We start from the raw sequence: 21153 nt of genomic DNA, 5'->3' as shown, positions 1-21153 counted from the left end.
ATACGTCAGGTCTTACCGTCTCGGCGTTCCGCTCCACCGCCACCGCCATTCCCACCACCTCCCACCACACCGAGGAGCGCTCCATGCCGCTGCCCGAGCCCACCCCTGCCGCCGTGCCCGCCACCCACCGTCAGGTGCTGCTGGCCGCCCGGCCCGAGGACACGCTCACCACCGACCACTTCGAGGTCACCACCGCCCCCGTGCCCGAGCCCGGCCCCGGACAGGTGCTCGTACGCAACCGGCTCATGAATGTCGCCGCCGTGATGCGCCCCCTGACCATCGCCGACTCCGACAGCTTCGCCCTGGCCCAGCTGCTGCAGCGGCCCGGCGACCCGATGCACGGCCCCGCCATCGGCGAAGTGGTCGCGGCCGGGCCCGGCACCGACCTCGCCCCCGGCGAACTGGTCCGGCACCGGCTGGGCTGGCGCGAGTACGCGGTCGTGGACGCCGCCGCGGCGGAGCGGCTGAGCCCGGGGGCGCTGCCCGACCCCGCCGCGTATCTGTCGCAGGGCTTCGCCGCCTGGCTGGGGGTGGTGCGCGGGGCGGAGGTGCGGGACGGGGACACCGTGTTCGTCAGCGGCGCGGCGGGCGGGGTCGGCACACTGGCCGGGCAGTTCGCCCGGCTGCACGGCGCCGCCCGGGTCATCGGCTCCACCGGCTCCCCGCGCAAGGCCGAATACCTGGTCAAGGAGCTCGGCTATGACGCGGCCGTGGTCCGGGGCGCCGGACCGATCGAGGACCAGCTGCGCGAGGCGGCCCCGGACGGCATCGACGCGCTCTTCGACAACGTCGGCGGCGAACAGCTGCTGGCCGCACTGGCCGTGGCCCGCCGGGGCGCCCGCTTCGCCCTCGTCGGCGCGCTGTCCGCACAGCTCACCGGCGACGCCATGGCCACCGTCCAGATCAGCACCTTCGACCTCATCGCACGGGGGATCACGCTGCGCGGCACCGCGGCCTTCGACCACATGGACGCGTATCCGCAGTACGAGCGCGAATTCGGCCGCGCGCTGAGCGAGGGCACGATGACCTACCCGCACACCCGGCTGCGGGGCGTCGAGCAGGCGCCGCGCGCGCTGTGCGAACTGGTCGAGGGCCGCCATGTCGGGGCGGTGCTGGTGGAGTTGTAGGCGGCTCGGCGCGACAATGGCGCCAGGCGGAAAGACGGAAAGGCACAGAGGGAACGGGGGACCCATGCGGATCGGGGACGCGGCCGCTGCCGCCGGGCTGACACCGCGGGCGCTGCGCTACTACGAGCAGCGCGGACTGCTCACCGCGCGCCGCACATCCTCCGGCCACCGCGACTACACGGCCGAGGACGTACGGCATCTGCGCGCCGTGCGCGAGCTGCTGACCGCGGGCCTGACCATCGAGGACGTACGGGCCCTCGTGGCGGCCATCGAAGCGCTCCCCGCGAACCGCCAAGACCGCCCCGCGCCAGGAGAGCCCCGGACCGACCGGTCCCGGGCCGACGGGGAGCCGGGCCTGTGCACCCTCCCCAACATGATCGTCCGGCGTCGGCTGGCGTATCTCGACGAGCGCATCGAGCGGCTGACCGAGCTGCGCGACGGGCTCGCGCAGCGGGTCGGCGGCCCGCTGCGCGACCTCGGCCGCGACCTGAACTCCACGCGCACCCAGGCGGCGGGCTAGTTCTGGACGGTGTCCGGCGCCACGCGGCGGAGCCGCATATCGGCAAGGGTCGGGAAGCCCCGACCGGCCCGAATCGGCCCATCAGGTAGACCGGTGCGATGCCCCCGGGACCTGCGGTGACGCGGCACGGGTCACCGGGGGCGGGTCTCCACGAGCACGTAGTGCGAACCGGTCGAGGGGCGCCATGTCGGGGCGGTGCCGGTGGAGCTGTGAACCCGGTCGTGACGGCGTGAGTAGGGTGTGGGGCGCAGCGAACACGGGGGGCGGGAAGCATTGCCACAGCCACTACAGGCGGACGACCCTGCGGTCATCGGTCCCTACCGGCTGACCGGCCGCCTCGGCGCGGGCGGGATGGGCCAGGTCTTCCTGGGCGAGTCCGGTTCCGGGCGGCGGGTCGCGGTCAAACTCGTACGGCCCGAGATCGCCGACGATCCCGGGTTCAGACAGCGCTTCCGGCGGGAGATAGAGCTGGCAATGAAGGCGGGCGGCTTCTGGACCGCGCCGGTGGTCGACGCCGACCCGGACGGCCCGACGCCCTGGGTCGCCAGCCAGTACGTGCCGGGCCCCTCGCTGGCGGAACACCTGGCGAGCCAGGGGCCGTTCGACGAGCCGTCACTGCGGCGGCTGGGCGCGGGACTCGCCGAGGCCCTGACCGCGTTCCACCGCATGGGGCTGGTGCACCGCGACCTGAAGCCCTCGAACGTGCTGCTGCTCGACGACGGCCCGCGCGTGATCGACTTCGGCATCTCCAAGGCGCTCGAGGGCGGCGGAGGCACGGCCCTCACGGCGACCGGAACCGTGATGGGCACGCCCGGCTTCATGTCGCCCGAGCAGGCGATCGGGCGGGAAGCCGGGCCGCCGACGGATGTCTTCTCCCTCGGCAGCGTGCTGAACTTCGCCGCCACCGGCCGCGGCCCGTTCGGCGAGGGCCCGACGCACGCGCTGCTGTTCCGCGTCGTCCACGAGCCGCCGGACCTGGGCGAACTGCCGCCGAGCCTGCGGACGCTGGTCGAGGCGTGCCTGGCGAAGTCACCCGAGTCCCGGCCGCGGGCGGCGGAGGTGGCGGCGGCGCTGACGGGCGGGGTACCGACGGTGCTCGACCCCGCCGCGGCCCGCACCCCCACGGCCCTCGACCCGCGGACGCCCACCCCGCCGCACGCCCAGCCGACCCACCCCGCACCGGCCGCACCGGGCGCACCGGGCGCACCGGCCGCACCGCCCGGCCTGCAGTCCCCATCCCACCAGCCGCCCGGCCGGCCCGACCAGCCTCGCCCCGGCACCGGTCCCGTACCGGCCACGGACGCGTTCGCCGTCGAGGACGGCGGCCGCGCCGCCTTCAGGCGCCGCATGCGCAGGCCGATGCTGCTGGCGGCGCTCGCCCTGGGGGTGGTGGTGGCCCTGGCCGGTTCCTCGGGCGGGCTGCCGATCGGGCTGGCCGTCGGCGGCGTCCTCGCGGCCGCCTGCCTGCTGACCGGCCTGTTCCACGCGCTGACGTACCTGCACCGCAGCGCCATTCGGGTGAGCCGCGACCGGCTGACGCTGCAACTGGGCCAGGCCGTCTGGGACGTCCCGTGGCAGGACCTGGCGTATGTGACCTACGCGCCCACCCGGACCGGCTGCACCCTCACCGTGCGGGCCCTTCTCAAGCCCCACGTACCGGGGCCCGTGCCCCCTCCGCTGCGGCCCTCCGGCTCGCGGGACCCGCGCGAGGTCGAGTACCACCTCATCTCGGAGAACAAAACCGTGCGCGACGCTCGCGCGCTCCGGCTGCACATCGCCCTGGAATCCTGCGCGGGCGGCGTGTACCGGCCGACACCCGGCACGTTCTGACGTCTCTCACCGCGGGACCGTGAGCCGGACGGGGTGGGCGGCCGGGCGGCGTGGTGGTTGGCTGAGGGCATGACGTCGAATCCGGTCGTGGCGGGGGCAGGGGCAGGGGCAGCGGCGCAGGCGGCCGTCCGGCGGGAGCGGGCGGTGCGGGCCGCCGTGGAGCAGGGGCTGATCGGGCCCGATCAGCCCGTCGTCGGGCTGCTGGACGTGGCCGGCATCCGGGCCGCCGCGGCCGAGCTGTGGGCCGCCTTCAACGAGGTCGTCGCGCCGGGCACACCCGTGCTGCACGCCTTCGCCGTCAAGGCCGCCTCGCTGGTCCCCGTACTGCGGCTGCTGGCCGACGAGGGGATCGGCTGTGAGGTGGCCAGCCCCGGCGAGCTGGCGCTGGCCCGGGCCGCGGGGGTCAGGCCCGAGCACATCGTGCTCGACGCGCCCGCCAAGACCACCGCCGAGCTGCGCGAGGCCATCGAACTCGGCATCGCGGTCAACGCCGACAACCCGCAAGAACTGGCGCGCCTCGACGCGCTCGTACGGCCACGGACGGGCCCCGGGCCCGCGCTGCCGCCCGGCCCGCTCGGGCTGCGGGTCAATCCGCAGGTGGGCGGCGGCAGCATCGGGGCGCTCAGCACCGCCACCGCGACCTCGAAGTTCGGGGTGGCGCTGCTGGACCCGGGGGCGCGCGAGTGGGTTGTGAACGCGTTCACCAAACGGCCGTGGCTGACCCGGCTGCACGCACACGTGGGCTCGCAGGGCTGCCCGCTGGAGCTGATGGCGGCGGGCGTACGGGCGGCGTACGAGCTGGCCGAGGAGATCAACCGGGCCGTCGGCCGACAGCAGATCGACACGCTCGACATCGGCGGCGGGCTGCCCGTCAACTTCGCCTCCGACGAGATCACCCCCGACTACCTCGACTACGCCCTGCTGCTGCGCGACACCGTCCCCGGGCTGTTCGACGGCCGGTACGGGCTGGTCACCGAGTTCGGGCGGTCGCTGATCGCCAAGTCCGGCACGGTGCTGGCGCGTGTGGAGTACGCCAAGTCGGCCGGCGGCCGGCCGATCGCCATCACCCACGCGGGCGCCCAACTGGCCACCCGCACCGTGTTCGCCCCGGAGTCATGGCCACTGCGGGTGATGGCCTACGACGGGGAGGGCGTGCCCAAGCCGACCGGACCGGACGGCCCGGTCGGCCAGGACGTCGCCGGGCCGTGCTGCTTCGCGGGCGACCTGGTCGCCGTGAACCGGCCGCTGCCCGAGCTCAAGCCGGACGACCTGGTCGCGCTGCTCGACACGGGCGCGTACTACGTCTCCAACCACTTCGCCTACAACAGCCTGCCCCGCCCCGGGATCTACGGCTTCTCGGTCGCCGACGGCGGCAAGAACGGCCGTGTGCGCTTCGCCCCCGTACGCTCGCCGCAGTCCCTCGACGAGATCGTCGCCGAGAGCGGCGGCGAGCACATGGGCGCGCTGTCGGGCCTGTGACCCACGCGCGTGCGGGACGCCCGGGGCGCGGGCGGCGCGGCGAGCGCGACGCCCGGCCCATCGTGGCCCGGCCCCCGTGTCCCGTACGGCGCGAGCGCGTCAGCGCGGCGCGGAAGGCGGGCGGGACGCCCGGTCCATCGCGCCCCGGTCCCCGTGGCCCGTACGTCGCGTCAGCGCGGCCGTCAGCAGCGCCGCGCGCATCGGGCTGAATCGCAAGGCGCCGACGGACGCGGAAAGCCAGCGGCACCCGCCCCTCCGACACCCCACAGCAGGGCGGCCGTCAACGGCGCTGCGCACCGTGGGGCCTACCCCTCGGGCACGGGCGGCGCGGAACGCGCCTCACCAAGCCGTGGCGGCGCCCCGCCCGTAGTGCCGCGCACCGGACGGGCGGCAGTGGCCACCGGCGCGGCATCGGCGCCACACGCGCACCGCCGACGCGACGCGTAAAGCGCGGCCGCGTCACGCGACCGCGCCACCGCGTCAGCGCGTCACCGCGGCATACGCCGCCTCAGCGCGCCGCCCCGGCCGTCGCGCGGCCCCGCCGGGCGCCGCCCGGCCCCGCGTCGCCGGCCACCATCCCCGTCGTCTGGTAGGCGCCAATGCCCTTGCCCGCCGGCTTGCCGCGGGCCACCCACTCCGTGCGCACCCACAGCAGCACGTCGTTGGCCTGCTCCCAGCGGCCCAGCCACAGCGCCTTGGCCCACAGACCGGCGCCGACCCCGGCCAGCAGCATCCCGGCGGCCGCGGGTACGGCGAACGACGACCCCACCGCGGCCAGGAACGCCAGCAGCAGCCACCAGCGCAGTGCCCGCCGCCGGGCCCGTACGGTCACCGCGCGGTCCTGGAGGAACACCGACTTGCCCGCCCGGGAGGCGGCGCGCGCCAGTTCCAGATAGCGTCCCCGGCGCACCAGGAAGGCCACGGCCGCCGCGATCAGGAACAGCGCCGCTCCGGCCAGCACTCCGATCCGGCGGCCGGTCAGCCCCGGCACCAACACCCCGACGCCTGCGGCCAGTACGCCCGGCCACCACAGCCACCCCGCCGGCGCCCGTACGACCACGGCCACCCGGGCCAGCGCATATGCCCCGCGCCCCACGACAGACCTCCTCCTGGTCAACGAATTCGGCTCATGCTCAAGCCGTACATACATCCGTTCGGGGACGGACTCTAGTCACCAGGTGTGAGAATTCCGTGAGACGCGCCTACTCCACGCCTACTCCACGAACAGCCCCCGCTCCGCGGCTTTCGCGTCGAACTCCTCCAGCCGCGCCTGTGCCTCCGGCAGCGCGTCGCACATCGCCTCCAGCAGCACCCGCCCCAGCAGCATCGGCGCGCAGGCCGTGTCGAAGGCGAGGCCGGTGCCGACCGCCGCGGGGAGCAGCAGATCGCTGTGGCGGGCGACCGGGGCGAAGGCGCTGTCGGCGACGGTCACCACGGTCAGCCCGGCGGACCGGGCGTACTCCAGGCCCTCGACGACCTCGCGCGGATGGCGCGGCAGGGCGAAGCACAGCAGGGCGGTCGCGCCCGCGCGTACGGCGGCGTCGACGCGGTCGGTGAGCATGGTGCCGCCCTCGTCCAGCAGGCGTACGTCCGGGTGGACCTTGCGCGCGAAGTACGCGAAGCCGCCCGCCTGGGCGGAGGCCGCGCGCAGCCCGAGGACCGGCAGCGGCCGGGACTCGGCGAGCAGCCGCCCGGCCCGGGCGACCGGGGCCGGGTCAGCGAGGAGGGACGCCAGATGGCGCAGGTTGTCGATCTCCGACTGCACCGCCTGCTGGTACTCGTTGTACGCGTCCTCGCCCGCAACCCGCTCGGCGACGGCGGCGGGGGCGACCTCCCGCAGATGTCTGCGCAGTGCCGGGTAGCCGTCGAAGCCGAGGGCGACCGCGAAGCGGGTCACCGACGGCTGGCTGACGCCGGCCAGTTCGGCGAGTTCGACGCTCGACAGGAACGGCGCGTCGGCCGCCCGCCGCACCATGCAGTGGGCGATGCGCCGCTGGGTGGGCGTCAGGCGGTGGCCCTCGAAGAGCTGCTGCAGCCGCGCGGCGCCACTGCCCGCCCCGGCCGCCCCAGCCGCCCCGGCCGCCCCAGCCGCCTCGTCCGCGCCGACCGCCCCGATCGCGTCGCCCGCCCCGGCCGCACCGGCCGCACCGATCAGCCGGGCCTCCGCCGACGCCCCCGTATCCGTACTCATCGTTCTCTCCTGCCCCTCTCGGCCCTCCCGGGCCGACTCCCCGATGCTCAACTTTCCGCGCTCATGTCGCTCATGTCCGCCAGCCCGTCCAACAGGCCCGCGGCCACCGCCACATCCTGCGTCAGCGGACGGTCCTCCATCCTCGGATCGAGCGCCTTCTCGGCCAATGCGTAGGCCGCACCGACCGGCAGCTCGGGGTCCGGTTCCAGCCCGCGCTGGCGCAGCGCCCGTACGGCCGCGACCAGTTCGCAGCCCAGCACCTGCCGGTAGTTGTCGACCACGCGAAGAGTCTGCCGGGCGGCGAGCGAGGCGAAGCTGGCCTGTTCCTCGACGCCGCGCGAGAGCACGGCGTGACCGAGGGAGGCCGGGTGGGAGACGGCCCGCATCTCGCCGAGGGCCGCCCCCGCCGCGTACTCCAGGATCATCACCCCCGAACTGGCGGGCGCTATATCACCGAGGAAGGGGCGCAGCCGAGTGAATTCCGGTTCGGAGAGCGCGGCGAGCCGGGCGGTGGACAGCCGGGCGGTCTGCAGGGCGGCGAGCCGGAAGTGGTCGAGGGCGAGGGCGGTGTGCGCGGCGTAGAAGTTGCCGTGGTGGTAGGCGGCCTCGTCGTCGGGGCAGATCAGCGGGTTCTCGGCGGCGGCGTTGAACTCGACGGTCAGCACCCGCTCCAGCGCGTCGGCCGCGTCCGCCGCCGGGCCGTGGATCTGTGGCAGACAGCGGAAGCCGTACGGGTCCTGGATCCGGCCGAGCGGCGGCGTCGGGCGGGCCGGGGCGCCGAGCAGGGCCCGCATCCGGGCGGCCGCCTCGACGGAGCCGGGGTGCGGGCGGGCCTCGTGCACGGGCTGGGCGTAGGCCTCCAGTGAGCCGCCGACCGCGATCAGCGAGAGCGCGGCGACGGTGAGCGAGGCGGCCAGCAGCCGGCGCAGCTCGGCCAGGGCGAGCGCCGACTGGCCGAGGGTGAGGGCGTTGCTGCTGATCAGGGCCAGGGCGTCGTTGCTGTCGAGCTCGATGGGCGCGGGGGCGCCGCCGCCCGGTGCGGCGTCGGTGAGGTCCCAGGGGTGTTCGCCGACGAGCGCGAGGCCGGTCTGGGCGAGTGCGGCGAGGTCGCCGGTGCCGACCGCGCCGTGTTCGTTGACGACCGGGTGGGCGCCGCGCGCCAGGGCCTCGACGAGGGCGGTGACGACGGCGGGGCGCAGCCCGGCGCCGCCCGCGAGCAGTTGGTTGGCGCGTACGACGAGCATGGCGCGGACCTCGCGGGCGGGCAGCGGCGCGCCGATGGCCCCGGCGTGGCTGCGCAGCAGGCGCAGGCCGTGGTCCTGATCGGCGGCCCCGACGTCCTCGGTGCGGTTGGCGCCGACGCCGGTGCTGCGGCCGTAGACGCGCCCGCCGGCGGCCAGCCGGCTCGCGGTCTCCCAGGCGCGCTCGGCGCTGGCGAGGGCGGCCGGATCGGGGGCCGCGGGGCGGCGCGTTCGGTCGGCGAGCCGTACGACATCGGCCACGCGCAGGGTCCGCCCGTCCAGCACGATGCGCGGCGCGGCGTCACCCGCCGTGCCCGCCGAGTCCAGAATCTGAGACAACATCCAGGGGAGCCCCTTCCATCCGCACCCTTATCGGACGGAGACATGCATTCCGTCCCGCATTGTGAGCAGAAGTAACCGTTGATTAACGCCAAACTCTTGACTTCTATTCACTCGCCTATGACTGTGCATGACTATATGCAGACAGGGCAAGGGGAAGCGGATGATCAGCTTCAAGCACGTCAGCAAGCACTATCCGAACGGCACCACTGCCGTCGACAATCTCGATCTCGAACTCCCCGAGGGCGACATCACCGTCCTCGTGGGCTCCTCCGGCTGCGGTAAGACCACCACCCTCCGGATGGTCAACCGGATGGTCGATCCGAGCAGCGGCACGATCAGCGTCGGTGGCCGCGACATACGCAAGGCCGACGCCGCCGAACTGCGGCGCGGCATCGGCTACGTCATCCAGCAGGCCGGGCTGTTCCCGCACCGCACGGTGCTGGACAACATCGCCACGGTCCCGCTGCTGCTCGGCTGGGGCCGCCGCAAGGCGCGGGCGCGCGCCGCCGAGCTGCTGGAGCTGGTGGGCCTGACCGCCGATGCCGGCAAGCGGTACCCGCATCAGCTCTCCGGAGGACAGCAGCAGCGCGTGGGCGTCGCCCGCGCGCTGGCCGCCGACCCGCCGGTGCTGCTGATGGACGAGCCGTTCGGCGCGGTCGACCCGGTCGTACGGACGCAGCTCCAGAACGAGCTGCTGCGGCTGCAGAGCGAGCTGCGCAAGACCGTGGTCTTCGTCACCCACGACATCGACGAGGCGGTACGGCTCGGCGACCGGATCGCGATCTTCCGCACCGGCGGCCACCTCGTGCAGTGCGCACCGCCCGCCGAGCTGCTGGCGGACCCCGCCGACGACTTCGTCGCGGGCTTCCTCGGCGCCGAGCGCGGCCTCAAGCTGCTCTCGCTGTCCACGCTCGCCGACGTACCGCAGCGCCCCGCGCCGACCGCCGAGGCGGGCTCAACGGGGGACGGCGGGCGCTGGCTGCTGGTGACCTCCGAGCGCGGCGAGCCGCTGGGCTGGCGGGACACCGAGGGCCCGCAGGGCGACCGGGCCCCGCTGCTGCCGGTGCGTGCACTGCGCGACGGCGACTCCTTGCTGTCCGCCCTCGACGAGTCGATAGCCTCCCCGACCGGGCTGGTCGCCCGGGTGGACGCGGACGGCGTTCTGACCGGTGTGACCGACCGCGAGCTGATCCATGAGCACGCGGGGCGGCGCCACGCCGTGGCCGCGCGGGCCGCCACGACGCAGGACTCCGGCTCTCAGGATTCCGAAGACCCCCAGGACCCCGACGCCCAGGACGCCGCCGCGAGCGTGACGGCATGACCATCGACTGGGACTGGTTTCCCGACCACCGCGACGACCTCGTCCGGCTCACCGTCGACCATCTGTCCACCGCCATCCCCTCCGTACTCTTCGGGCTGCTGATCGCGCTGCCGCTGGCCGTGGTCGCGCACCGGGTACGGCCGCTGCGGGGGCTGCTGCTGGGGCTGTCCAACATCCTGTTCACCATCCCGTCCATCGCGATCTTCGTGCTGCTGCTCCCGGTCACCGGCCTCACCCGCACCACCGCGATCACCGGCCTGACCATCTACACGCTGGTCGTGCTGCTCCGGAACACCGTCGAGGGCCTGGACAGCGTCCCCACCAAGGTCCGCGAGGCGTCCAAGGCCATGGGCACCCGCCCGCTGCGCACCCTGCTCACCGTCGAGCTGCCGCTCGCCTTCCCGGTGATCATGGCGGGCGTCCGGGTCGCCACCGTCATGGCGATCTCGCTGGTCAGCGTGGCCAGCTACATCGGATACGGCGGCCTCGGCCAGCTCTTCACCGACGGCTTCCAGCGCAACTACCCCACCCCGGTCGTCGCCGGAGTCGCCCTGTCCCTGCTGCTCGCGCTGGTCGCCGACGCCGTACTGGTGACCGTCCAGTGGCTGTGCACCCCGTGGCTGAGGAGGCGTGCCTGACATGATCGAGCTGCTGAAGAACCTCGTCCACTGGCTCACGAGCGGATCCCAGTGGTCCGGGCCCGAGGGCATCGCCACCCGCCTGCTGGAGCACACCCAGTACTCGCTCCTGGCCACCCTCGTCGCCACCCTCATCGCCCTCCCCGTCGGCCTGCTCATCGGCCACACCGGCCGCGGCGCCTTCCTCGCCATCAACCTCGCCGGCTTCGGGCGCGCGCTGCCGACAGTCGGCCTCGTCACGCTGGTCTTCCTGGCCAGCGGGCTGAGCATGTGGCCGGTGTACATCTCGCTGGTCGCCCTCGCGGTGCCGGTCATCGTCACCAACACCTATGCGGGCATGGCCGCCGTCGACCCCGAGGTCAAGGACGCCGCGCGCGGCCAGGGCATGCGGGCCCACCAGGTCCTGTTCCAGATCGAGCTCCCCCTCGCGCTCCCCCTGATCATGACCGGGCTGCGGCTGGCCGCCGTGCAGGTGGTGGCGACCGCCACCATCGCCGCGTACGTCAGCTTCGGCGGGCTCGGCCGGTACGTCTTCGACGGGCTCGCCCAGCGCGATCTGGTGCAGGTGCTGGGCGGGGCGGTGCTGGTCGCCGTACTGGCCATCGCCCTGGACCTGGCGCTGGCCGGAGTGCAGCGCCTGCTGTTCCGCAACCGCCCCGCGCCCTCGCACGCCCACTCGCACTGAGGAGTAGTCCCGCATGACCCCCATGAACCCCCGGGTCTCCCAGGGCCCCCGGACCTCCCAGGACCCCCGGACCTCCCGGACTCCCCGCCCCACCCGCAGGGCCCTGCTCGGCGGCCTCCTCGGCGCCGCCGCCCTCCCCACCCTCGCCGCCTGCGGCGGCGTCACCTCGCTCGACGGAGGCTCCGGCGGTGGCGGCTCCGGCGGCGGCAGCAGCTCGGGCGGCCTGGTCGTCGGCACCGCCAACTTCACCGAGAACCAGATCCTCGGCTACCTCTACGCCGAGGCGCTGCGCGGCGCCGGCGTCAAGGCGAGCGTCCGCCCCAACCTCGGCTCCCGCGAGATCGTCATCCCCGCCCTCCAGCAGGGCGATATCGACCTGCTCCCCGAATATCAGGGCAACCTGCTGCTGCACTTCGACGACACCGCGAAGCAGACGGAGGCCGGCGATCTGCAGAACGCCCTGGCCGTCGCCCTCCCCGCCGCCCTGGAAGCCCTCCCCTACGCCGCCGCCGAGGACAAGGACGTCTTCGCCGTCACCAAGGAGACGGCCGACAAGCACGGGCTGCGCAGCCTCGCCGACCTCCACAAGCTCGACGGCAAGCTGGTCTTCGGCGGCCCGGCGGAGGACAAGAAGCGGGTCGTCGGCCTGGTCGGCCTGAAGGACGTGTACGGCACCACCTTCAAGGAGTTCAAGTCGCTGGACGCCTCCGGCCCGCTGGTCAAGGGCGCCCTGAAGAAGGGCGACGTCGACGTCGCCAACCTCTTCAGCACCGACCCCGACATCCAGGCCAACGGCTGGATCATGCTCGCCGACCCCAAGCAGCTCATCCCCGCCCAGCACATCGTCCCCGTCATCCGCAGCGCCAAGGCCGACGCCAAGGTCCGCAGGGCCCTGGCCCGTCTGGGCGGCGCGCTCACCACGCAGGAGCTGGCCAAGCTGAACAAGCTGGTCGACGTGGAGAAGAAGGACCCGGACGACGTGGCGGCGGACTGGGCGAAGCGGAACGGCCTCACCAAGGGATAGCGCCGCGCCGGAGGGCAACGCGGCCCGGGCGGGGCCGCGCTGCCCATCCCTATTCCTCAAGCGGGGATCACGCGGGGATCAGGCCGGGATCAGGCCGGGGGCAGCAGCTTCTTCTGGGGCTTCCCCATGGCGTTGCGCGGCAGCGCCTCCAGGAAGCGGACCTTGCGGGGGCGCTTGTGGACGGAGAGCTGCCCGGCCACGAAGTCGATGAGCTCCGCCTCGCTCACCCCGTCGGCGACCACGTACGCCACGATCTGCTGGCCCAGGTCCTCGTGCGGGGCGCCGACGACCGCCGCCTCGCGCACCGCCGGGTGGTCGAGCAGCGCGTTCTCGACCTCGCCCGCGCCGATCCGGTAGCCGCCGGACTTGATCAGATCGGTGGAGGCCCGGCCGACGATGCGGTGGAAGCCGTCCGGCTCGATGGCGGCGATGTCGCCGGTGCGGAACCAGCCGTCCTCGGTGTACGAACCCGCGGTCGCCTCGGGGCGGTTGAGGTACCCGTCGAACAGGGTCGGACCGGTGAGCTGCAACTCGCCGATCTCCGCGCCCTCCTCGGCGGCCACGCGGGTACGGATGCCCGACAGCGGGGTGCCGACGTAGCCGGGGCGGCGCTCGCCGTCCGCGCGGGTGCTGATGGTGATCAGCGTCTCGGTCATGCCGTAGCGCTCGACGGGCAGGTGCCCGGTCAGCTGCTCCAGATCGCGGAAGACGGGCGCGGGCAGCGGGGCGCTGCCGGACACCAACAGGCGGGCGCCGGACAGGGCGCGGGCCGCGTCGGGGTCCTGGACGACCCGGTGCCAGACCGTCGGCACGCCGAAGTACAGGCTGCCGCCCGCCGCCGCGTACGCCGCGGGGGTCGGCCGGCCGGTGTGCACCAGACGGCTGCCCACCCGCAGAGCGCCCAGCACGCCGAGCACCAGCCCGTGCACATGGAACAGCGGCAGGCCGTGGACCAGCGTGTCCTCCGCCGTCCAGGCCCAGGCCCCGGCCAGCGCGTCCAGGTCGGCGGCGACCGCGCCCCGGGAGATCAGGGCGCCCTTGGGCGCGCCGGTGGTGCCGGAGGTGTAGAGGACGAACGCCGTCGACTCCGGGTCCGGCTCCGGCCCGCTCCACGCCGCGCGCTCGGCCAGGTCCACCGGGACGGTCTCGACGGGGGCGGCGGGCCCGGTGTCCTCCTCCGTCGGCGAACCCGTCGGTGAACCCGTCAGCAGCAGCGCGGCCTTGGAGTCCCGGAGGATGTGGTCCCGTTCCGCGGGCCCGGAATCCGGCGGTACGGGCACCACGGGCACCCCGGCGAGCAGCGCGCCCACCACGGCCGTCACCGTCTCCGCCGTCGGGCTCGCCCGTACGGCGACGACCGGCGCCCCGGCGATCCGGGCCGCGACCGCGCCCGCGGCGCCGAGCAGTTCCTCGCGGGAGCAGGCACGGCCGCCCACGGTGAGCGCGTCGGGGCGGTCGCCTCCCGATTCGCCTCCCGGCTCGGCGAGGGACGTAAGCAGAGGTGCGGACACGGACTGGCTCCTTCCACAGCGGGCCGGGAGGTACGGGTACCTGTCCCCCCACGCGTTTCGGGGGGCTAGCCCCACCGACAACACGTCCCTGAGACCGTACCGTCGGAGCATGGACAGCCGGGACGCCGATCTCAAGCGCGAACTCGACGCGACCCTCCAGACCCGCAAGGAGCTGGGGGCCGAGTACGAGACGGAGCTGGTCGACTCCTTCATGGAGAAGGTCGAGCAGCGGTTCAACGACACCGCGGACCGCCATGTGCGGCGGCAGCTGGCCGAGCAGCAGATGGCCGCCGCCCGCGGCACCCGCCCCCATGGGCCGGGCCGGCCCGGCCAGGGGCCCGGTGTCGGGATCGGGTTCGGCGAGCGCTTCGCCTTCGTCGCGACCTCGCTCGTACTGGCCATCCCGCTCTCCGCGATCGCCGCGGTCAACACGGGACTGTCCGGGCTGGTGGTGACCTGGGCCGGCATCGTCGCGGTCAACGCGGTGCACGCGTCCGGAGGCTTCGCCTGGCTGCGCCGCCTGCGCCGCGAGAAGTCGCACAGCGAGTGGGACGAGTAGGCGAGTAGACGACGGGATAAAAATATGTCGCGGGAACCGCCGCACCCCGGTGTGAGCACCGAGGGCGGGACGACGGCGGTCCCCGCGAGGGACGCGGGCCGGGCCAGGGCCTGGCTGCCACGTCCGGGGCGACCATGGAGGTCCGGGAGCCGCTCCGGAGGTCCTTGTCGCCGCTTTCGGGTGTCGGTGTCGTCCTTTCCGACACCCACTAATCTGCCGGAGCTGTGTTAAGCCCGTGCTGCGAGCGCGTGACACCCACGTACCACTTACCGGAAGGGCGTACGACCTTTTCCACAGCGGGAGTTGCGCCCCGAAGCGGCGGCTAGCGCTGCCCCTTCGCCAGGTACGCCAGCAGGTCCTGCCGGCTCACCACCCCGGTCGGCTTCCCCTCCACCAGCACGATGGCAGCGTCCGCCCCGCCCAGCACCGCCATCAGGTCCTCGACCGGCTCGCCCGAGCCGACGTGCGGCAGCGGCGCGCTCATGTGCTTCTCCAGCGGGTCGGTCAGCGCGGCGCGCTGCGCGAACAGCGCGTCCAGCAGCTCGCGTTCCACCACGGAGCCGATGACCTCGGCGGCCATCACATCCGGGTGCCCCGCGCCCGGCTTGACGATGGGCATCTGCGAGACGCCGTACTCCCGCAGCACCTCGATCGCCTGACCGACCGTCTCGTCCGGGTGCATATGGACCAGCGAGGGCAGCCCGCCCTCCTTGCCCTGGAGGACATCGCCGACGCGCACCGCCGGGCCCTCCTCCTCCAGGAAGCCGTAGTCCGCCATCCACTCGTCGTTGAAAATCTTGGAAAGGTAGCCGCGGCCGCTGTCGGGGAGCAGCACGACCACCACATCGTCGGGGCCGAGCTCCTCGGCCACCCGCAGCGCCGCGACCACGGCCATCCCGCACGAGCCGCCGACCAGCAGCCCCTCCTCGCGGGCGAGCCGCCGGGTCATCTGGAAGGCGTCCTTGTCGGAGACCGCGACGATCCGGTTGGCGACGGTCCGGTCGTAGGCCGTCGGCCAGAAGTCCTCGCCGACGCCCTCGATCAGATACGGACGGCCGCTGCCGCCGGAGTACACCGAGCCCTCGGGGTCGGCGCCGACGACCTGGACCCGGTCGTCGCTGACCTCCTTGAGGTAGCGGCCGGTGCCGCTGATCGTGCCGCCGGTGCCGACGCCCGCGACGAAGTGGGTGATCTTCCCCTCCGTCTGCTCCCACAGCTCGGGGCCGGTCGTCTCGTAGTGCGAGCGCGGGTTGTCGGGGTTGCTGTACTGGTCGGGCTTCCAGGCGCCCGGGGTCTCGCGCACCAGGCGGTCCGAGACGTTGTAGTACGAGTCGGGGTGCTCGGGGTCCACGGCCGTCGGGCAGACCACGACCTCGGCACCGTACGCCCGCAGCACATTGATCTTGTCGGTGGACACCTTGTCGGGGCAGACGAAGATGCACTTGTAGCCCTTGCGCTGGGCGACCATGGCCAGGCCGACGCCGGTGTTGCCGGAGGTCGGCTCGACGATCGTGCCGCCCGGCCGCAGCGCGCCGGAGCGCTCGGCGGCCTCGATCATCCGTACGGCGATGCGGTCCTTCACCGAGCCGCCCGGGTTGAAGTACTCGACCTTGGCCAGAACGGTCGCCCGGATGCCCTCGGTGACGCTGTTGAGCTTTACCAGCGGGGTGTTGCCGACCAGCTCAATCATCGAATCGTAGTACTGCACACCTGCTCCAGGTCCGATATCAGCGGGATCTCCGCGGTCAGGGCGGCCGCTGTCGCGGGCCCGTGCTGCCCAGCTTATTGCGCACCGTGACCGCTTGACCGGCGCATCGCGCCCGGGCGCGAACGCGGCAACAAGCCGGGCGGCAAGTGGTTAGCAAGTCGTACAAAAAAGGGTACAAAGGAGCAAGGCGCGTGGACGGAGGTGGGCCGGAGCCATGTCTATGTCGAGAGCCAGGGTCGCGCGGCGGATCGCCGCCGCGGCGGCATACGGAGGCGGCGGCATCGGGCTGCTGGGCGGCGTGGCCGCCGTTCTGCTGCTCACCGAGGTCTCCCACGCGAAGCGGGTGGTCGGCGGGTCCGAGGACCCGCCCCCGCGCGCCGATGGCCGATACGGTTTCGACTTCGTCCTGCGCACCGGCCGGCCGCCGCTGCGGCTGGCCTTCCTCGGCGATTCCACCGCCGCCGGGCAGGGCGTGCACCGGCCCAGCCAGACCCCGGGCGCGCTGCTCGCCTCCGGGCTCGCGGCGGTCGCCGAGCGCCCCGTCGACCTGCACAATGTGGCCCAGCCCGGCGCCCAGTCCAATGACCTGGAGCGCCAGGTCACGCTGGTGCTCCAGGATCCGGCGGCCCGCCCCGACATCTGCGTGATCATGATCGGCGCCAATGACGTCACCCACCGCATGCCGCCCGCCCAGTCCGTACGGCTGCTGTCGGAGGCGGTGCGCAGGCTGCGCGACGGCGGCTGTGAGGTGGTGGTGGGCACCTGCCCTGATCTCGGCACCATCGAGCCCGTCTACCAGCCGCTCCGCTGGGTCGCCCGCCGCCTGAGCCGCCAGCTGGCCGCCGCGCAGACCATCGGGGTGGTCGAGCAGGGCGGCCGTACGGTCTCGCTGGGCGATCTGCTCGGGCCCGAATTCGCGGCCAACCCGCGGGAGCTGTTCGGTCCTGACAACTACCACCCCTCGGCGGAGGGGTACGCCACGGCCGCGATGGCCGTGCTGCCGACGCTGTGCGGGGCGCTCGGCCTGTGGCCCGAGGAGCCCGAGGAAACCCGCGACGTGGGCATCCTGCCGGTGGCCAAGGCCGCGGCCGCGGCGGCGGCCGAGGGCGGCACGGAGGTCACCGCGGCCCGCGGCCCCTGGGCCCGGCTGCTGCGCCGCGACGGCCGCACCTCGGGGGAGCGGGCGCCCGGGGCCCCGAGCGCAGCCGAGGCCCCGTCCTCCACCGGCCCGCCCCCGGCGGCGCGGTAGGACGCACGGGGCGCTGAGCATACGCTTGGAAAAAAGAGGCCCGCATCACAGCCCCGATGCCGTGACCCTCGTGATACGTGCGGGTAACTTCCCTCAGAGTCCCGCCAGCCCTCGCGCCCCCTGGAGCCGTGATGCCCGAAGCCGTGATCGTCTCTGCAGCCCGCTCCCCCATCGGCCGGGCCTTCAAGGGCTCCCTCAAGGACCTGCGGCCGGACGACCTGACCGCCGAGATCGTCCAGGCGGCGCTCGCCAAGGTCCCCGAACTCGACCCGCGCGACATCGACGACCTCATGCTCGGCTGCGGTCTGCCGGGCGGCGAGCAGGGGCACAACCTGGGCCGGATCGTGGCCGTGCAGATGGGCATGGACCACCTCCCCGGCTGCACCATCACCCGCTACTGCTCCTCCTCCCTCCAGACCTCCCGGATGGCACTGCACGCGATCAAGGCGGGCGAGGGCGACGTCTTCATCTCGGCGGGCGTCGAGATGGTCTCCCGCTCGGTGAAGGGCACCTCGGACGGGCTGCCGGACACTCACAACCCGCTCTTCGCGGACGCCGAGGCCCGCACCGCCGCGCGCGCCGAACAGGAGGGCACGGACTGGCACGACCCGCGCGAGACTGTGTCTGATAGCGGCTCCGCCGCGGGCCTGGTCCCAGACGTGTACATCGCGATGGGCCAGACCGCCGAGAACCTGGCCCGGCTCAAGGGGATCACCCGCGAGGAGATGGACGAGTTCGGCGTACGGTCGCAGAACCTCGCCGAGGAGGCCATCAAGAACGGCTTCTGGGAGCGCGAGATCACCCCTGTGACCACCCCGGACGGCACCGTCGTCAGCAAGGACGACGGACCGCGCGCGGGCACCACGCTGGAGGGTGTACGCGGCCTCAAGCCGGTCTTCCGCCCCGACGGTCTTGTCACCGCGGGCAACTGCTGCCCGCTCAACGACGGTGCCGCGGCGCTGGTGATCATGTCGGACACCAAGGCGCGCGAGCTGGGTGTGACTCCGCTGGCGCGGATCGTGTCCACCGGTGTCTCGGGGCTCTCGCCGGAGATCATGGGCTACGGGCCGGTGGAGGCGTCCAAGCAGGCGCTCGCCCGCGCCGGGATGTCGATCGGCGACATCGACCTGGTCGAGATCAACGAGGCGTTCGCCGCGCAGGTCATCCCGTCCTACCGGGACCTGGGCATCGACCTGGACCGGCTCAATGTGAACGGCGGCGCGATCGCCGTGGGCCACCCCTTCGGGATGACGGGCGCCCGGATCACCGGCACCCTGATCAATTCGCTTCAGTTCCACGACAAGCAGTTCGGTCTTGAGACCATGTGCGTGGGCGGCGGCCAGGGCATGGCCATGGTGCTGGAGCGGCTGAGCTGAGCTGAGCGGAGGGTAGGGGGCGCCCGAGGAACGAGGGCGGCACCTGCCCGCAGCGGAAGCAAAGCGAAGCGCGACCACGAGCACGAGCGGCTGAGCTGAGCTTGAATTGAGCTGAGCGGAGCGGCTGCGTCCAGCAGATGAGTCGTGACCGAATCTCCCCCAGGATGTGACCAACGTCCTGGGGGAGTGGTGTAAGCCCAGCTCAGCGGCGGTATCCCGGGCGTCATCCGCACCTGCCGAGCCCGATTTCCGTCCACTTGGTGATGTTATGCACTGACACGGGTCGGCACCGCAGGCCAAGCTGAGGTAGGAATTCGGGGGATCTACCGGAACCGGGAGTGAAGTCAGTGAGCCCCATGACTCTTGCCGCCCTCCTGGCCGCGGCCACCGCCACGGCCGTGGGCACCTCCGCCCTGCTCACCGCCCGCGGCGTACGGCGACAGATCGCCGAGCTGCGCGCCGAGCTCGCGGCGAACACTCCCACCGCCGGCCGGGACGGCGGGCCGGACCGGGCGGGCGAGCCGGACGCCGTCGTGGTCCCCGCGCCCCGCGCCGCCTCCCCCGCCGCCGAGATACGCGCCGCCGTCGCCGACGCGCTCGCCGAGGAGCGGGAGCGCGAGCTGGCCGAGGCGCGGGCGTTCTGGGCCGCGCAGGAGGCCCGGGACACCACGGCGGCCACCGACGCGCATCCGCTGCTCGGCAGGCTGGCAGGGCTCGGCGAGGAGCCCCAGACGGACCTCATCCCGTACGTACCCCGGCAGGCCGACCCGGGCGGTGTGGAGCCGCTGCTGGACTTGGACGCGCTCGGCCCCGACACCCTGGACCCCGCCGGAGAGCCGGACCGGCAGCCCGAGGCCGTGACGGAGGTCGGTACGGAGGTCGGTACGGAGACCGAGGTGGACCTGGACCTCGACCTGGGCACGGAGCGCCTGGGTACGGAGCGGCTGGGCACGGAGCCCGCAGCCGAGGCCGTGGAGTCGGCCGAGCTGGCGGCCGCGCGCCGGCGCCATCCCTCGCACCCCGACTTCTCGCCGCACCCCGGCGTCGCCGACCACGACCGGACCGTCGCCCGGCTCACCGCGCTGGCCGACGCCCATATCCCGCTCGCCGACGTACGCCCCGGCCCGCTGGGCACCCTCGATGTGTACGTCTTCGCCGACGGCACCACGGTCTGCATGACCCCCGGCCACCGCGAGACGGCGGAGCGGCTGGCCGACGCGCTGCTCGAAGGCCCCACCCCGGTACTGCTGGGCAGCTCCGGCGTGCTCGGCGCCTACGCGCTGACCTTCGGCTGCGGGGACGAGCAGGTGTACGTCCTCGCCGACCGCGTCATCGCCTCGCTGTAGCCGCACCGGCCCGGCCCCCGAGGCCGCCCTCAGGCCCCGAACCCGACCCCGGGGCCCCGACGGGTCCAACGATCCCCGCGATGGCCCACAAACCCCTCACAAAGCCCTCACAGGCGGCTTCAGACCCGTTCTCGGGCCCCCAGAGAGCCACCGAGAGACGCCAAGAACCGCCGAGAGAGCGCGGCAGCGACCGCTCAGAGGCCGCAGCGCCCGGCCGTGTCCTCCACCAGCGCCACCGCGGAGGCCAGCGCCTCCCCGCCACCCCCGGCGCCGCCTCGTCCGCCGCCCTCCGGCGCGCGTTCCAGCGCATGCGCCAAATCATGACCGGCCACCGCCACCTGGTCCGCTACCGCGAACACCCCCGCGTCCGGCATGATCCTCGAGCCGCTCCCGGGCTCCTCGATCCGCTGGGCCCGCACCGACAATTCCCTTGCCAGCGCCAGACCTTCGGCCGCCACGCCCCGGCCCAGACGGGACTGCGGAAGGGCGCGCAGGCGGTCCGCGAGCCGGTCGACGGCGGTCAGCAGAGGGGTCACATCATTCACATCGCGAGCCTATGCGCCACCCACGGACTGTTGCCAACGGCCGAACAGTCAGGCACGGTGAGCTGAAGGACCGCACCCGGGCCACGAAGAACGGCCTGGAAAACGGACGCGTCGGAGGCGCCGATGTCCCAATCCTTCTCCGAAGAGACCCACCGGAACCTGCTCTCCCGAATCCCCCAATGCACCGGCCGTGAAGTCGCCGACTGGTTGCGCACCGTAGACGAAGGACCTGCCCTCTTCCGCTTCGAGGAAAAGGTCAGCTGGCTGCGCGGTGAACACCAGCTCGCGTACGGCCACGCCAAGGCGATCATTCATGAGCACGATCTGAGGCGGGCCGCGCGCAAGCTGCTCTGACCTCCCCCATCCCCTCCCCCGACACAACGGAACATGGCGAAGGGCCCGCGGGGCGACTTGCCCCGCGGGCCCTTCGTGATCACCTGGAGAACCTGGAAGACCAGGCC

19 protein-coding genes are annotated in these 21153 nt (G+C 73.4%); 13 read left to right on the top strand and 6 right to left on the bottom strand.

All coding sequences use genetic code 11. From position 1 onward, the window contains the following. Positions 1–83: 83 nt before the first annotated feature. The 4 genes from ACFV2X_RS24340 to ACFV2X_RS24325 all read left to right on the top strand — a co-directional run bounded on the left by ACFV2X_RS24340 (position 84) and on the right by ACFV2X_RS24325 (position 4956). Positions 84–1127 (top strand): MDR family NADP-dependent oxidoreductase, encoded by a 1044-nt coding sequence (locus tag ACFV2X_RS24340; protein WP_385620023.1) that lies wholly within the window; start codon positions 84–86, stop codon positions 1125–1127. Between the two features lie 64 nt (positions 1128–1191). Then, positions 1192–1647: a MerR family transcriptional regulator gene (locus ACFV2X_RS24335; RefSeq protein WP_385619882.1), complete on the top strand. Its 456-nt coding sequence runs from the start codon at positions 1192–1194 to the stop codon at positions 1645–1647. A gap of 273 nt (positions 1648–1920) precedes the next feature. Continuing rightward, complete coding sequence (locus ACFV2X_RS24330; protein ID WP_385619880.1) at positions 1921–3477, top strand: serine/threonine-protein kinase; 1557 nt, start codon at positions 1921–1923, stop codon at positions 3475–3477. 69 nt (positions 3478–3546) lie between these two features. Further along, entirely contained in the window at positions 3547–4956 is a 1410-nt protein-coding gene (locus ACFV2X_RS24325; RefSeq protein WP_385619878.1) for a diaminopimelate decarboxylase, read from the top strand. 508 nt (positions 4957–5464) lie between these two features. Here the strand turns inward: ACFV2X_RS24325 and ACFV2X_RS24320 are convergent. The 3 genes from ACFV2X_RS24320 to ACFV2X_RS24310 form a co-directional block, all read right to left on the bottom strand. After that, entirely contained in the window at positions 5465–6052 is a 588-nt protein-coding gene (locus tag ACFV2X_RS24320; RefSeq protein WP_385619876.1) for a hypothetical protein, read from the bottom strand. Positions 6053–6169: 117 nt separating this feature from the next. Then, positions 6170–7147, bottom strand: a complete 978-nt coding sequence (locus ACFV2X_RS24315; protein ID WP_385619873.1) for a MurR/RpiR family transcriptional regulator — start codon at positions 7145–7147, stop codon at positions 6170–6172. A 47-nt stretch (positions 7148–7194) separates the two neighbouring features. Further along, the gene (locus tag ACFV2X_RS24310; RefSeq protein WP_385619871.1) at positions 7195–8730 is read right to left on the bottom strand and encodes an aromatic amino acid ammonia-lyase; all 1536 of its coding nucleotides are present in this window, start codon (positions 8728–8730) and stop codon (positions 7195–7197) included. 160 nt (positions 8731–8890) lie between these two features. Here ACFV2X_RS24310 and ACFV2X_RS24305 point away from each other — a divergent pair, with 160 nt between their 5' ends. The 4 genes from ACFV2X_RS24305 to ACFV2X_RS24290 are packed head-to-tail and all read left to right on the top strand — an operon-like array spanning position 8891 to position 12398. Further along, positions 8891–10051, top strand: coding sequence for an ABC transporter ATP-binding protein (locus tag ACFV2X_RS24305; protein ID WP_385619868.1), 1161 nt, complete (start codon positions 8891–8893; stop codon positions 10049–10051). Next, on the top strand, positions 10048–10689 hold the full coding sequence (locus ACFV2X_RS24300) for an ABC transporter permease (RefSeq protein ID WP_385619865.1): 642 nt from the start codon (positions 10048–10050) through the stop codon (positions 10687–10689). The genes ACFV2X_RS24305 and ACFV2X_RS24300 overlap by 4 nt, the downstream gene beginning before the upstream one ends. A gap of 1 nt (position 10690) precedes the next feature. Beyond that, positions 10691–11374 carry an ABC transporter permease gene (locus ACFV2X_RS24295; RefSeq protein ID WP_385620021.1) on the top strand — a complete coding sequence of 228 codons (684 nt, stop codon included), beginning with the start codon at positions 10691–10693 and terminating at the stop codon, positions 11372–11374. Between the two features lie 13 nt (positions 11375–11387). Beyond that, a complete protein-coding gene (locus ACFV2X_RS24290) occupies positions 11388–12398 on the top strand; it encodes an ABC transporter substrate-binding protein (protein ID WP_385619862.1) in 1011 nt (336 codons plus the stop codon). Positions 12399–12487: 89 nt separating this feature from the next. On the opposite strand, the gene ACFV2X_RS24285 is transcribed toward ACFV2X_RS24290, so the two are convergent. Next, a complete protein-coding gene (locus tag ACFV2X_RS24285) occupies positions 12488–13909 on the bottom strand; it encodes an acyl-CoA synthetase (RefSeq protein ID WP_385619859.1) in 1422 nt (473 codons plus the stop codon). A 109-nt stretch (positions 13910–14018) separates the two neighbouring features. On the opposite strand from ACFV2X_RS24285, the gene ACFV2X_RS24280 reads away from it, so the two are divergent. Beyond that, positions 14019–14468: a hypothetical protein gene (locus tag ACFV2X_RS24280; protein ID WP_385619857.1), complete on the top strand. Its 450-nt coding sequence runs from the start codon at positions 14019–14021 to the stop codon at positions 14466–14468. A gap of 322 nt (positions 14469–14790) precedes the next feature. Here ACFV2X_RS24280 and ACFV2X_RS24275 read toward each other — a convergent pair whose 3' ends face one another. Beyond that, positions 14791–16176 (bottom strand): cystathionine beta-synthase, encoded by a 1386-nt coding sequence (locus tag ACFV2X_RS24275; protein WP_089507101.1) that lies wholly within the window; start codon positions 16174–16176, stop codon positions 14791–14793. Positions 16177–16396: 220 nt separating this feature from the next. Here ACFV2X_RS24275 and ACFV2X_RS24270 point away from each other — a divergent pair, with 220 nt between their 5' ends. From ACFV2X_RS24270 to ACFV2X_RS24260, 3 genes are all read left to right on the top strand, one after another. After that, positions 16397–17425, top strand: coding sequence for an SGNH/GDSL hydrolase family protein (locus tag ACFV2X_RS24270; RefSeq protein WP_385620019.1), 1029 nt, complete (start codon positions 16397–16399; stop codon positions 17423–17425). Positions 17426–17556: 131 nt separating this feature from the next. Further along, positions 17557–18801, top strand: a complete 1245-nt coding sequence (locus ACFV2X_RS24265) for an acetyl-CoA C-acetyltransferase (protein WP_385619854.1) — start codon at positions 17557–17559, stop codon at positions 18799–18801. Between the two features lie 356 nt (positions 18802–19157). After that, the gene (locus tag ACFV2X_RS24260; protein WP_385620017.1) at positions 19158–20147 is read left to right on the top strand and encodes a hypothetical protein; all 990 of its coding nucleotides are present in this window, start codon (positions 19158–19160) and stop codon (positions 20145–20147) included. A 194-nt stretch (positions 20148–20341) separates the two neighbouring features. Here the strand turns inward: ACFV2X_RS24260 and ACFV2X_RS24255 are convergent, their stop codons facing one another. Then, on the bottom strand, positions 20342–20692 hold the full coding sequence (locus tag ACFV2X_RS24255) for a hypothetical protein (protein ID WP_385619851.1): 351 nt from the start codon (positions 20690–20692) through the stop codon (positions 20342–20344). A gap of 123 nt (positions 20693–20815) precedes the next feature. Here ACFV2X_RS24255 and ACFV2X_RS24250 point away from each other — a divergent pair, with 123 nt between their 5' ends. Further along, positions 20816–21046: a DUF4287 domain-containing protein gene (locus tag ACFV2X_RS24250; protein WP_353594382.1), complete on the top strand. Its 231-nt coding sequence runs from the start codon at positions 20816–20818 to the stop codon at positions 21044–21046. Positions 21047–21153 lie beyond the last annotated feature (107 nt).

Origin of the sequence: Streptomyces sp. NPDC059679 (genome assembly GCF_042734105.1) — a bacterium.
In the GTDB taxonomy this organism is placed as follows: Bacteria; Actinomycetota; Actinomycetes; order Streptomycetales; family Streptomycetaceae; genus Streptomyces.
This window is presented reverse-complemented; position numbering and strand designations above follow the sequence as displayed.

What these genes read in the sequence shown, in the direction of transcription:
- ACFV2X_RS24265 (WP_385619854.1), top strand. Translation starts at nt 17,557, where the DNA reads ATGCCCGAAGCCGTGATCGTCTCTGCAGCCCGCTCCCCCATCGGCCGG.
- ACFV2X_RS24325 (WP_385619878.1), top strand. Translation starts at nt 3,547, where the DNA reads ATGACGTCGAATCCGGTCGTGGCGGGGGCAGGGGCAGGGGCAGCGGCG.
- ACFV2X_RS24290 (WP_385619862.1), top strand. Translation starts at nt 11,388, where the DNA reads ATGACCCCCATGAACCCCCGGGTCTCCCAGGGCCCCCGGACCTCCCAG.
- ACFV2X_RS24260 (WP_385620017.1), top strand. Translation starts at nt 19,158, where the DNA reads ATGACTCTTGCCGCCCTCCTGGCCGCGGCCACCGCCACGGCCGTGGGC.
- ACFV2X_RS24280 (WP_385619857.1), top strand. Translation starts at nt 14,019, where the DNA reads ATGGACAGCCGGGACGCCGATCTCAAGCGCGAACTCGACGCGACCCTC.
- ACFV2X_RS24270 (WP_385620019.1), top strand. Translation starts at nt 16,397, where the DNA reads ATGTCGAGAGCCAGGGTCGCGCGGCGGATCGCCGCCGCGGCGGCATAC.
- ACFV2X_RS24310 (WP_385619871.1), bottom strand. Translation starts at nt 8,730, where the DNA reads ATGTTGTCTCAGATTCTGGACTCGGCGGGCACGGCGGGTGACGCCGCG.
- ACFV2X_RS24250 (WP_353594382.1), top strand. Translation starts at nt 20,816, where the DNA reads ATGTCCCAATCCTTCTCCGAAGAGACCCACCGGAACCTGCTCTCCCGA.
- ACFV2X_RS24300 (WP_385619865.1), top strand. Translation starts at nt 10,048, where the DNA reads ATGACCATCGACTGGGACTGGTTTCCCGACCACCGCGACGACCTCGTC.
- ACFV2X_RS24335 (WP_385619882.1), top strand. Translation starts at nt 1,192, where the DNA reads ATGCGGATCGGGGACGCGGCCGCTGCCGCCGGGCTGACACCGCGGGCG.
- ACFV2X_RS24340 (WP_385620023.1), top strand. Translation starts at nt 84, where the DNA reads ATGCCGCTGCCCGAGCCCACCCCTGCCGCCGTGCCCGCCACCCACCGT.
- ACFV2X_RS24315 (WP_385619873.1), bottom strand. Translation starts at nt 7,147, where the DNA reads ATGAGTACGGATACGGGGGCGTCGGCGGAGGCCCGGCTGATCGGTGCG.
- ACFV2X_RS24295 (WP_385620021.1), top strand. Translation starts at nt 10,691, where the DNA reads ATGATCGAGCTGCTGAAGAACCTCGTCCACTGGCTCACGAGCGGATCC.
- ACFV2X_RS24305 (WP_385619868.1), top strand. Translation starts at nt 8,891, where the DNA reads ATGATCAGCTTCAAGCACGTCAGCAAGCACTATCCGAACGGCACCACT.